Origin of the sequence: Flavivirga aquatica (assembly GCF_001747085.1) — a bacterium.
GTDB lineage: Bacteria > Bacteroidota > Bacteroidia > Flavobacteriales > Flavobacteriaceae > Algibacter_C > Algibacter_C aquatica.
On the sequence record NZ_MDJD01000054.1, the window covers coordinates 169244 to 182021 of the forward strand.

Consider the following 12778-nt stretch of genomic DNA (forward strand, 5'->3'; position numbering starts at 1 on the left):
ACAATCATGAAAAAGACAGTTTTAATTTCAGCACTATTGTCACTTATCATAAGTGTTGGTGTTATAGGAGGATATGAATATTTCGAAACAAATACAGTTGAAATCAAACACGTTACTGCTACCAATGGACATAAAGTCCTTTATGCAGCTAATGCAGATGGTGAAATTACTCCTTTAGATTTCACTAAAACTACAGATAAGGTGTTGGATGCCGTAGTACATATCAGTTCAAAAAAAATGATACCCAACGGAGCGCAACAATATAGAAGCATACCAGACCCATTTCGTGAGTTTTTTAAAGAAGATCCATTTGGTAATTTCTTTCAAAGACGATATGATTATAGACAACCACGGGGCGGAGCTAATGACGACGAATCTGAAAATATAGAGCCAGAAGCAATACCTGTTATAGGAACAGGTTCCGGAGTGGTAATAAACGAGAAGGGATACATCCTAACTAACAATCATGTTATAGACAATGCAGATGAGATTGAGGTTACTTTGCACAATAACGGAACTTACAAGGCAACTGTCGTTGGTACAGACCCTTCTACAGATTTAGCATTATTACAAATTAAAGCTAAAAATTTAACCGTTTTGCCTATGGTGAATTCTGATGATGTAAGAGTTGGTGAATGGGTTTTGGCAGTCGGTAATCCGTTTAGTCTTAACTCTACCGTTACCGCAGGTATTGTAAGTGCAAAAGCAAGAAATATCAATATCAACAAAGATAAGTTTGCAGTAGAAAGTTTTATCCAGACCGATGCGGCCATTAACCCAGGCAACAGTGGTGGTGCTTTGGTTAATCTCAACGGAAATTTAATAGGTATCAATACGGCTATTGCAAGTAATACAGGTTCGTATAGTGGTTATGGTTTTGCGGTACCAAGTAATATTGCCAGTAAGGTGGTTGAAGATTTGCTGAAATACGGAGCCGTACAACGTGGAATGTTAGGAGTAACCATACGTACAATGGATGGGCACCTGGCAAAAGAAAAAGATATTGAATTAACCCAAGGTGTCTATGTAGAAAAAGCAGCAGAAGACAGTGCAGCAGACAAAGCAGGTATTAAAGATGGAGATATCATTTTAAGTATAGATGATAAAAAAGTCTTGACCTCACCTATGTTACAAGGAATCATTGCTGAAAAAAGACCCGGAGATAAAGTAACTGTAACTGTTATCCGTGACGGTAAACAAAAAGAGATAAATGTCGTGCTTGAAAATAAAAAAGGAAGCACTAAACTTAAGAAGAAAGAGCATAATGAAGTATTGAATATGTTGGGTGCAGAACTAGAGAACCTCGATAAAGATGTGGCTAAAAAATTGAATATCGATGGTGGCGTAAAAGTAACAGAGCTTTATGCTGGTAAATTACGCCGACAAACCCAAATGCGAGATGGCTTTATTATCACACACATCGATGGAAGAAAAGTAAAAGATATTGAAGATGTCATGAAAGCCATAGAAGATAAAGAAGGAGGAGTGATGTTAGAGGGTGTCTATGAAGATATGCCAGGTAAATATTATTACGCTTTTGGACTTAACTCATAGTTCTCTATTTATTGGTTTAATCAAAAAAAAGGGCTTTATACGCCAGTCATGGTCGGAAGAAAAAATCTTCCGACTTTTTTTGTTTTTGACAAGATCATAAAATTACAGTAAATCAATTATTAGATATTATTCCAGAAGCGGTTTTATCTAAATTATTATTAACCACTAAAGTCGATTATTACACAAAGGTTCTTCATGGTAAAAAGATGTTCTATTTATTGCTCTATGGTATTTGTTTTGGAGAATACATGGGAACACTTTGAACTAAAAAATAAACGTGATTATCATCTAAACCTACATCTATAAAATAAATGTCATACCGTATTTCTATCTCTGAACATATCAAAATCATACTAGAATTTACATGTTCTGTCAAAACAGAACGCCTATACTTTATTGGACATACTATATGATACAATAATAAACTCTTATTATGTCGTTTGTGAATATGATCACTCATAAATCGAATATACACTTTTTCAAAGTGTTTTGAAAAACTCTCCGTTGTTCAAACTTTTCAGCTAAACCACGCAGCAAGCTGAGAGGAATTCTTTAGATTAAATACTGTTTACTAACCCCTCACTTTTCCCGCAACAACCTTAACTTGCTTCTTATAAGCTCTACCATACCAAAGTAAAATACCACTCACTGGTAACGAAGCACAAATAAGACCAACCAAAAAGGCTATAATTTTACCCGCAATACCTCCAATGGCACCAATATGGATATCATAATTCATACGTATTACTTTATCTGCAAACTTTGCATGTTTATATTTCCCATAAATACTTGTTGTTTCTATTTCTTCTAGAGTATGCTGATCGAAAAAAAGATAATCCATATCATAATAAAGTCCTTTAGAATTACTTACTTCTACTAGAACAGAAGTCGAATCATTTTCTGGATAGTGCAATTCAAAACTTTTGGCATGCTCATAGGTTGTATAAAGCTTGGGGATGAGTTTATCGTAGATAGGTGTATCATACGCTTGACTTACATATTGAGGAGCACTTTTTGGGATTATGAATTGCGGTGCTTTATCTCCTCCAGTAGCTTTATAAGCTATAAAATAAAACCAGTTGAAAGCCATTACGCATCCTGTAAATGCTAAAATTAATCCGAAAGAAGCAATATAAAATCCAGTAACAGTATGTAAATCAAAGTTTTTTCGTTTCCAGCGTGTTTTTGTATTCCAATCAAATTTTAACCGCTGTTTCCAATTTTTTTTATTTTTTGGCCACCATAGAAAAAGACCACTAATTAAGATTATTAGAAATAATAAAATAGAATATGATACTATTCTAGAACCAATAGCATCTGGAAGCCATAATCGCAAATGTCCTTTTAATATAAATGCAAAAAAACCAGAATCGTTATCTGTCTTTTTTATAAATTCTCCCGAATAAGGATCTAAAAAGACACTTTGGTAAAACACTTCTGGCTCAGCTTCATAAAAAACTACCTCTATAGCTTCATGAGGCTTTCCATATATAACACCATGAATTGTTTTATTAGGTATAACAGCTTCTGCTATGCTTTTTACAACTGAAGCCGAAATAACATCTTCCTCTTTAGGCGTAACATACTTATAATCATCATAAAAACTTTCAACTTCTTCTTTAAAAACCCATAAACAGCCTGTAATTGAAACAATAAAAAGGACGATACCTGTAGATAGTCCTAATATTTTATGAAGCTGCAAAATTGTTTTACGTCTGCTATTCTTTTTTTTACTTGTCATTTATTAGGTTTATATAAGAACTCCTCCTAAATTTTAAAATATGCACACCTAAACTATAGGCGTGCATATTTATGGATTTAAATTATTGACTTACTTTAAATATTCCTTTTAATCCTAATCCTAGAACTTTTGCGCCTTTGGTTGCTGTAGCTGTTTCCGGATCTACAATATAAATATGAGTTTCTGTATCTGTAGAGCTACTAATATATGCTTTACCGCCTTCTACAAACATTGGTGATGTATAACGGTGCCCATGAGTTGGTACTCCTGCTACATCTGTTACGGTTTTGTTTACTAAATCTATTACAACCATTTTAAAGACATCTTTTTTAAAGAAAGCCCCCCAATCTCCTGCTCCATTTGTATCATCTATAATAATTCTAGCAATTGCCTTTCCATTACCTATATAATCCATCCAAAATAATTTCCCTCCGTTGGTTGCAGCTTCTATATCGAAGAAATAACTTGGGTCAAACTCTGTTTCATCATTTTTAATTCTTAAAATTCCGGATGGTTTTGTTGCTGCTGTAAAACCGGCACTCAATGCAGATGTAGAAAAGGAGTAAATATCTCCGTTTTCTGTTTTCTCTATTCCAGTGCTATGACCATTCACGCCTATTGGACTGGTTCTAGAATCTTCAATAATTTTTTCTAATTCGAATTCTGGATATTTAAATACAGCAACATAAGCTCTGTCTACATCTGGAGTTACATACGATCCATCTGCCAACCATTTATGATAAGACACAAATAACTTCCCGTCTCTAAGTACCATTCCTGTTACCCAAGGGATAGATCCAGGATCTGCAGCAGTACCACTCCCCTTATCAATATCTATAGGATGTTCTACAATTCTTTCAAGTACCCCTGTTTCTGCATTTACAATATGAAATCGTTTATCTGAAAGACCTCCATATGTTAATTCCACAGCAAGTAATGTTTTATCATCTATAGCAGCATAGTTATCTAAAGTAGATTGAAATTCAAAATTTGCCTTTTCAGCCAATTCGCCATTTTCATTTAATCCATAAGCAATACATTTATCATCGTCTGAATATCCTGCTGTAAAAACCGTGTTTCCTACATTATGAAAGAACCTCCACCCTTTTAATGGTACACCTTGTCCTTCTACCGAAATTTCACCTGTAGTAAGCGATTGTAACGAAGGTAATTCCAAGATATAATCTACAGGAGCGGCTTGACCAACTGGAAAAGCTTCAAACCCTACTACATATTTAGCTCCCTTTGAACCAGAACCATTAGCTCCTGAATCGTCATCGCTGCTACATGAAAAAGTAACTATAGAAATTGCTATTAGCAATATTATATTTTTAATTGTTTGTATTGTTTTCATTTTATATAATTTTAATATTAGATTTTTTTTAGTTTGACACGTAGTATCTTAATTTTACGTAAAAGGCTCTTCCTGGTTGTTGAATTTCAAAATTGTCAAAAATTTTAGCATCCGTTATATTTTTTGCCAATACAGATAGATTGTATTTACCGTTATGAAAAGAATATCCCACTTGTAAATTATGAGAAAATTGCTCGGGTATAATAGCTCTTTCATTTGCTGCGCCCTCTACAAAAGAGGTTAGCGGATAGTCATGAACATAGTAGATACTCCAAGACATATTAAACCGATCGTTATTTGTGATTACATTTTTGAATTTACTTCCTATACTTAGGTTACCAAACAGATATGGAATATTGGCTATACGCTGATTCTTTAAAAACCTGACACCTGCATTTTCTCCTGCATTACGATCAATAATATTTTGATAGGTGGCATTAACATCTAAAAAGAATGTGTTTTTATAGAGTGTCCTTACCTCCCCTTCTACACCTGTGCTTCTTGCATTAGCTGTGTTGAAGTATCTTGAAAAAATTCCTTCAGATTTAATGGCTATAAAGTTTTCTGATGCTCTTAAGAAAATATTTGTATCGGCTTGAATTTTAAAATCATTGATATCTGAATTAAAAAGGATGCCCAAGTTGGCATTATAACTTTTCTCTGGAAGTAATTCTGGGTTAGATTTAAGCAAAAAACCATCTCCAAAAACCTCATAACCCTCTGGAATTCTAAAAGTACTTTCAAACGATCCTTTTACCTGAAAACCATTCGAAAACTTATACGTTGTTGCTAATCCATACCCTAGCTCTTTAAAGGTATTTTTAAAGTGTGTAAATCGATCTGCTTCCACGTTTGTAAAAAGATCTTCTATAACACCTTTGGAATTTAAAAGATATCCTTTAGTAAATATTGAAGTATTCCATTTAGCATCTAATAAATTTGCATCATAAGAAAGTCCAAATATATTTTTATTAACAATATGAGGATCTTTAAAAGCAATTCGCCCTATTCTCTCAGGGTCTTCTCCCTGCCTTTTTATATAGTTTTTGGTATAACTTAGGTTTAATGCATTCTTATCGTTAATAACATAACTTACTAATCCTGTAATTAAATGCATGTTATCTTTAAATTCGAATCGTGTTTTATTTGCTTCAAATTCTCCTAATGTCTTGTCTCCTCTCTCTATAAAATTACCAAACCAATCATATTTTCTGGAAGACGTATCTACTACTTTTTCTATATTTCGAGTTATGGAGCCATAAATTTTTAATCTAAGTTTTTCTTTAAATAAATTATTTTTTTCAAAGTCTACAGATCCCGAAATAATCTTATTTTTAGTAAACACTTCTCCAAATGGGTTTTGAGGATCTATAGGATGTTGAATTTCATTTTTATTAGCTGAAGCTGTAATTCCAATCATAAAACGATCTGCATATGTTTTGTCTACCAGACCTGTTTTTACACTCACCATTTGCGAATTATATGCATCATGAAATCTTTTTACATGGTCTCTTCTAATTCCTGTATCGTTACCTAGTTCATCCCTTACTACTATATCGTCAATGGTATAGTCATTATCTGAATAGTTGTAAAATGATGCTAATTGTAATACAAATCCTTTTTTACCGTAGTATTGACCATTTAAAGTTGTTCTATGCGTATTAAAAGAACCAATATCGTAAGACACGTCTATAAAGTCATTTTTTCGTTTACTAGTTATAATATTTACAGCTCCTCCCAAGGCATCTGCTCCTAAATATATAGGCACAACACCTTTGTATATTTCTGCACGTTCTATTAAGGTTGCAGGGAAATTGTTAAGCGTTAAAGAACTTCCAAAATTTTCTAATGGGATACCATCAATAAAGAACTTGACTTGTTTTCCAGAAAGCCCATTAAGTGAAAAATCGAAAGCCGATCCTAAACCACCACGTTGGCGCACATTTACACCTGGTATTGTTGTTAAAATAGAGTTTATATCGACGCTTATATTTTTTAAGTCTTTGGTTTGAATAACTTCTACTTCAAAAGCTTTTTCTCTAGTCTTCCTCCCCTCTGTTTTCTTTGTTATAGTAACCTGTTTTAATGCTTCTATATCTTCTTTTAAAACAATAGTAAGTTGTATTATTTTAGAATCTTTTATAATAACCTTATTAATACTTTTTTTGAAACCAATAAAGCGTGTTTCTAAGGTATAAGAACCTTTAGGTAACTGAATATTAAATTCTCCATCGAAATTGGTGGTACTTCCAACATTTTCAAGCTCTATCACTCGAATTGAAGCATCTACAATGGGGTTCGAATTTTTATCCAAAACGACTCCTTTAATATAGGTTTGTGCTACACTAGATAGTACAACAAAATACAGAAGTAAGCTACTCCATTTTTTTAATAAAATTATCACAAGTAATTACAATTTTCTTACATAATCTTAGTTAGAGACTACAATATTATTTATATTTGATCTAAATAAGAATAAAGCAAAATTACTAGCTACCGAAAGAGAAAAATGACGTATTATGGATAAAAAAAGACGAGAAAAAGCGTCAAATGAAATTGAAGGTGAGAAACAAAAAAATGGATGTACATTACGTTCTATTTTTCAATTAATAAGCACACAAAAAGCATGCGGCATATCTACAAAAAAATTTAAATGTTTAGAGCAATATGGTACTGGTTATTATGAGTTTCATCATTTTGATGGATTATATATAAATATATTCGATGTTTTACTAAAAAAAGATTTTGGTGCTCAGGGGCATCTTACTAAAGATTTCCTTGAACTCTCCTTTCTTATTGAAGGTGAACAAATTATTAAGATTGACGGCATCTCTAAAGATTTTGTATACGAAAGTCAAGAAAGTTACCTTGTTTATGTATCTAACGCTATAGGTTCCATAAATTATCATAAACGTAAACGTTTAAAAGAAGTAAAAATTAGAATGGATATGTCTTTTATTAAAAAGCACCGACTTCATGAAGCTTATGATATTTTAAATAAATACGCTGTACATGGTTTGCGAAATGATATTATTAAACCTTTACCTTTATGTATTAAAACTCAAGATATTCTTTCTGAAATTATAATCGATAAAAAAAAGGGATTATTAAAACGATTATTCCTAGAATCTAAAACCCTAGAATTAATTACTTTAAAATTAGATACTAAATCATCAAGTAAACAAGAAACTACAAATCAAACAGATAACTTGGTAAAAAAGTTATATAAGACGCAACATTTAATCTCCTCAGACCTTACTATTCAATATTCTATACAACAATTAGCACGACAAATAGGATTAAATGATTTTTTATTAAAAAAAGAATTTAAAAGAGTGTTTGATAAAACCATCTTTGAATATGCTACCGAATTACGTATGAAAAAAGCGAAACAATTACTACATCATAGTAATAAACCTATTTATGAAATCTCTGAATTAGTTGGCTACAAAAATGCCACACACTTTACTGCCGCATTCAAAAAAATAGAAGGATTAACGCCAAAAATATACAGAAATACTAAAAGCTATGAAAAAATATAGTCTTTATTTTTGAGTTTAGTAGATGATAAAAATAGAATCTAGATCGCTTTACTATTAAAACCTAGACCTAAGACTTATTTTTAGTTCGCTTGACGTTTTTTTACTCCTAGTTAATAAAATGAATCTCTTCTATAAAAATTGGTGCTATTTTATACTCTAATGGGTATTCCTTTAGCTTTTCTAGACTGTGCATTTGCCAAAATTTCCATTTTACGAAGATCAAATAAACTCACTTTCATACAGGCATCTACCCAAACATTAGTTATTTTTAATAGCTCTTCTTTGGTTAATGGATTTACTGCTTTTTTACATTGAATATGGTGATATTCAAAATTAAATTGCTCTTTAAGTTTATCAACAAATTTATATAATGCCAATAAAGATTTGTCTTTTTCTACAACCTCATCTACCAAACCTAAAGATTCTAAATATCTCGCTGTATAAGTTTTTCTACTTCTAATTAAAACATCTGCTTCTACCACATTAATTTTTCGGATTAATAAGCTGTGTGCCCCCATACCAGGAAATAGGTTAAACTTATTTTCTGGCAGTCCAAATTTCACGTCTTCATCTACTATAATAAAATCATGTGCCAAGGTACATTCAAATCCGCCACCATAAGCATTTCCTTCTACCAATGCTATGCTTATAACAGGTAACCCAAATGCGCTGTACATGTCGTAAATAGCTTCTATACAAAGTTGAAGGTTTTTAATTTTTCTTTTTGATTGGTTTTTATACAATTCAAGAAATATGGTAAATCGCCTCCCATGTTATAAACTCCTAAATGTTCAGAACCCGAAACAATAAACTTTAAAGGACGATCTGGGATAGAAAAATACTCTTTTACCCAGATTGAAAATTCTCGAAATTCCTTAAGTATACTCAAGAAAAAATTGGGCATTCCTCTATCTTTTATTTTCCAAAGTAAAAGCTCTCTATCCTTATCGTACGTTACAGAAATATAATTAAATGCTCTCATACCACCACTCTTTTTGTATTCTTATTTGTTGTACTTGTTTGCTTTTTAGTTCTTTTAGGAAACAACATTCTGTCCAATACAAACTTTTGAATTCCTATAGTTAATAGTATATAAAATGGAATTAACAACAGTACACCAATAACACCAAACTCTTGGTATCCTAATACGCCCATTCCCCAGCATATTATTACCCATTGTATTACATAAATTGTCGTGACACGTTTACTACAATAATAAAAGAACTTAAAGATGTTATTTTCTTTTACTCTGGTAACTAAAAAGTAAGCAAATCGCATTAATACCAGATTAAACCCTGCTAAATACAATGCGCCTCCTGGTCCTAGATGAAAATAGTCTCCAAAATGATATTCAAAATTAGAATAACAGAGCCCCCCTCCTATTAACATTAAACCTATTCCTGCGATTAGCATTCTATTAAATAAATAGTTTTCACTTCTACTTCGCTCTTTATACCACATACCAAAGAACATACCTATAAGAATAAAAGAAAACCATGGGAATACAGCAAAATAAACATGCCACCCAGATCCCCATAAAATGTCTGTTAAATAATCAACTCCTGTAATTCCTAATTGAAAACCATGCACTTCTTTGGTTATTAAAACAATACATAAAGCAATAATTAATGGAACATACTTATTTTTAGATAGTTTATTAATAAATCCCATAAATAATAAAGAAAACCCTGCTAGCTGAAGAATATCTCCTGTACCTAGCATATAAATCATATTATTTAAAGTTACTGGTTTTGTCCAACCATAAGCTTCTATAAAATTATCTGGAACTATGCCTATTAAAACTGGAAATACAAATTTTAGAAAATTCATAAAATAGCCTATACCTAAAATATAGAAAGCTCTTTTTATTGACAACTTAATACTTTGATTTCTAGATAGTATAAAAGATACTCCCATAGCAATTAAAAACATAGGAGTTCCTTTGCCTATAAAATGAATGGTTGATCCTAACCACGTTTTAGATTGCGTAGTAATATCTCCGTATATCCATAAAGTATGTACTATAATAACCATTAATACGCTTACGCCTCTAGCAAAGTCTATGGCCAAAATTCTTTTTGAGTTTATTGATGACATGTTCTGTTTTTTTTAATGGTTATGACTAATGGTGTTCAATAATTTCAGACTGATATTTACGCTTATCAATCTTTTTAAATTTTGAAATAGGGTTTTGCAAGGTGCCTTTAAAAATCAAACTCTCCATAGGATCTGCAAGATCTAGCATTTGCTTTGTATTCTTAAGCTGCAATCTATTAAGGCAACAGCGATCAAATTCTGGAGTAAAAAGGTTATATCTATCAAAGTTTGCTTGTAAATTTGGATGTTCTAATTGATAATTATGAATACACCGTGCTACTTGTTCCCAAAAATGATCTTCTGGATAGTTAAGGTGATTCATTAAAATGGAACCTAGGAACCTAAAAAAGCAGTCAAATACATCTGTAAATATGGTTAACACTTTCATATCATCAGAGGTTTCTACATACAAACGTTTTACTTTTTCTGGTAAGTCTAATTCTGGATTAAAAACAATAACCTCTTCGGTAATATCCTTCATTAGTATGTTTATAGGCGTATTATCTTCCATAACCATAATTATGTTTTCGCCATGCGGCATAAACACAAAGCCATAATTATAGAAACAATGTAATAGTGGGCTTAAATAGGCTTGCAAATACTTTTCTACCCAAGTAGATGTATTGTAAGGTGAGGCTTTAATTAACTCTGAAACTAAGGCATTTTCATCTTTATCAATATGAAGAAAAGCAGCCATCGTCATTAATTGCTCACCTTCTTTTATTTTAGAATGTGGACTTTCTCTCCATAAAGCAGATAACATTTTATTATGTGCATTAGTTTTTCCTAATACTTCATAATTGGTATTTTGAAACCCTACTGTAGCGACTTCTCCAAGCATAGCAAACCCTATTTGCTTTAAGTAGGCGTCTTTTTCTAGTAATTCACTAATCCAAGCGGTAATATGGGGAGTACTTTGCATATAATATGGTGAAAGCCCTCTCATAAAGCCCATATTTAAAATAGATAAGGCTGTTTTGGTATACATTTTTTCAGGGTTACTTTTATTATATAGCGTCCTAATGGATTGCTGTGCCGAATATAAATCGGTACTTTCTCCTAAAAAAACAAGGTTTTTATTTGCAATATCTGTTGCAAATATTTGTACTATTTTATTGTTCCATTGCCAAGGGTGTACGGGTATAAACACATAAGATGCTGTATCTAAACCTAAAGCCTCTAACTTTGTATTAAATTTTGAAATAACTTGCGTTCCAAGCTCTTTTTGCATTAAAGAGTTGTATTGTAATGTTTTAATAGCAGTAAATGTTGCTTTGCTTTTGTGCCCTGCTAACCAATATATTTTGAAAGATTGATTGGTTTCTGGAGCATATTTAATATACTCTTCATTATTAAACCCAATTCTTCCATTGTTGGCTACAAAACATGGATGCCCTTCACTCATGGCATGTTCGATAATCTGAAAAGAACAGTTTACTAATTCTTGAGATGAAAATTCTTGGTTAGAATATTTGTAAGCTGCACTTGACAATGTGCTTGAAACCTCTTCTAAATACACCGCCAGTAAATGCTCTGGTATACCTAATGTATCCCTAAATTCAATTATAAATTGAATAGCATCTATAGTTACATTATTCTCTTGATGTTTTTTAACGATGGTGTTTTCATCAATATCCCAATGCTCTAAAAATCGTTTTTTAGCATTAAATTCATAAGTAATTTCAGAAACATCTGAAACTAAACGATAAGTCTCGTATTCGCTATTACTCTTTATTGTTTCAGGTTTTAAAACCAATTCATGACTAAATTCACTAATCGCTTTTCGTACTAAAGTTTTATTTACTTTTTCCCAAACTTTTGGAGATAAATATGCTACAGAGGCTTTAGTTGGCGTATCTACGATTTCCTTTATAATTGGTTTTAATTCTAAATGTTTCCGTTTTTTAGCTTCAACATAGTCCTTGTGTTCACAAAATGCTAAAAAGGCCTTTTTTTCGGGTAATTGAATCTCTTTTTGGTATTGAAACCCTGCTTTTTTATTGAGTTTATGGATTTTATCGTTTCTAACATCTGGTTCTACCACTATTCTATCTACCTCTTCCCTATTGAAAAAATACTCTAAAACAGTTGTAAATATCTGCCAAGTGAATCCAGATATTTTTCGCTCTGGCGGTGCTACTAAAATATGCATACCATAATCTGTTGGTTTAGCATTATAATATTGCGAGATTCTATCTGATGAGGCTTTATATTTTTCCATTAAGAAAACAGATTCGCCTTTATAAATACCTATAAAAACATCATAATCTTTTCTAGAAACCAATTTTTCATATTCAAACTGTACCTCTTCTAATGTTTTATCTAACATTCCCCAATACGATGCATATGGTTGAGTTACCCAATTATGTATGGTTTCAATATCTAATTTGAAATCTAAATATCGCAAATGAATAGTTCCAAAATTATCTATAGGATTTGAAAAAACAGTATTCTTTATTTCTATATTACTTTCTATCATAATCTTTAATA

The 12778-nt window shown here is 31.8% G+C and carries 10 protein-coding genes; 2 read left to right on the forward strand and 8 right to left on the reverse strand.

The window, feature by feature from the left end:
- Window positions 1-6: 6 nt before the first annotated feature.
- On the forward strand, window positions 7-1554 hold the full coding sequence (locus A8C32_RS15140) for a Do family serine endopeptidase (RefSeq protein ID WP_069831260.1): 1548 nt from the start codon (window positions 7-9) through the stop codon (window positions 1552-1554).
- Between the two features lie 223 nt (window positions 1555-1777).
- On the opposite strand, the gene A8C32_RS20035 is transcribed toward A8C32_RS15140, so the two are convergent.
- The 4 genes from A8C32_RS20035 to A8C32_RS15155 all read right to left on the reverse strand — a co-directional run bounded on the left by A8C32_RS20035 (window position 1778) and on the right by A8C32_RS15155 (window position 7053).
- A complete protein-coding gene (locus A8C32_RS20035) occupies window positions 1778-2014 on the reverse strand; it encodes a transposase (RefSeq protein ID WP_083253377.1) in 237 nt (78 codons plus the stop codon).
- Between the two features lie 111 nt (window positions 2015-2125).
- The gene (locus A8C32_RS15145) at window positions 2126-3295 is read right to left on the reverse strand and encodes a PepSY-associated TM helix domain-containing protein (protein WP_069831261.1); all 1170 of its coding nucleotides are present in this window, start codon (window positions 3293-3295) and stop codon (window positions 2126-2128) included.
- A gap of 82 nt (window positions 3296-3377) precedes the next feature.
- Complete coding sequence (locus A8C32_RS15150; RefSeq protein WP_069831262.1) at window positions 3378-4649, reverse strand: DUF4374 domain-containing protein; 1272 nt, start codon at window positions 4647-4649, stop codon at window positions 3378-3380.
- Window positions 4650-4677: 28 nt separating this feature from the next.
- Complete coding sequence (locus A8C32_RS15155; protein ID WP_069831263.1) at window positions 4678-7053, reverse strand: TonB-dependent receptor; 2376 nt, start codon at window positions 7051-7053, stop codon at window positions 4678-4680.
- Window positions 7054-7168: 115 nt separating this feature from the next.
- Between A8C32_RS15155 and A8C32_RS15160 the strand changes: the two genes are divergently transcribed.
- Window positions 7169-8191, forward strand: coding sequence for a helix-turn-helix domain-containing protein (locus A8C32_RS15160; protein ID WP_093455667.1), 1023 nt, complete (start codon window positions 7169-7171; stop codon window positions 8189-8191).
- 149 nt (window positions 8192-8340) lie between these two features.
- Here the strand turns inward: A8C32_RS15160 and A8C32_RS15165 are convergent, their stop codons facing one another.
- From A8C32_RS15165 to A8C32_RS15175, 4 genes are read right to left on the reverse strand one after another with little or no spacing between them, the layout of a single operon-like run.
- Complete coding sequence (locus A8C32_RS15165; protein ID WP_240491763.1) at window positions 8341-8934, reverse strand: crotonase/enoyl-CoA hydratase family protein; 594 nt, start codon at window positions 8932-8934, stop codon at window positions 8341-8343.
- On the reverse strand, window positions 8883-9173 hold the full coding sequence (locus A8C32_RS21155) for a Clp protease/crotonase-like domain-containing protein (protein ID WP_240491764.1): 291 nt from the start codon (window positions 9171-9173) through the stop codon (window positions 8883-8885). Before A8C32_RS21155 ends, A8C32_RS15165 begins: the two co-directional genes overlap by 52 nt.
- On the reverse strand, window positions 9170-10288 hold the full coding sequence (locus A8C32_RS15170) for a heparan-alpha-glucosaminide N-acetyltransferase domain-containing protein (RefSeq protein WP_069831265.1): 1119 nt from the start codon (window positions 10286-10288) through the stop codon (window positions 9170-9172). Before A8C32_RS15170 ends, A8C32_RS21155 begins: the two co-directional genes overlap by 4 nt.
- A gap of 25 nt (window positions 10289-10313) precedes the next feature.
- A complete protein-coding gene (locus A8C32_RS15175) occupies window positions 10314-12767 on the reverse strand; it encodes a GNAT family N-acetyltransferase (protein ID WP_069831266.1) in 2454 nt (817 codons plus the stop codon).
- Window positions 12768-12778: the final 11 nt, after the last annotated feature.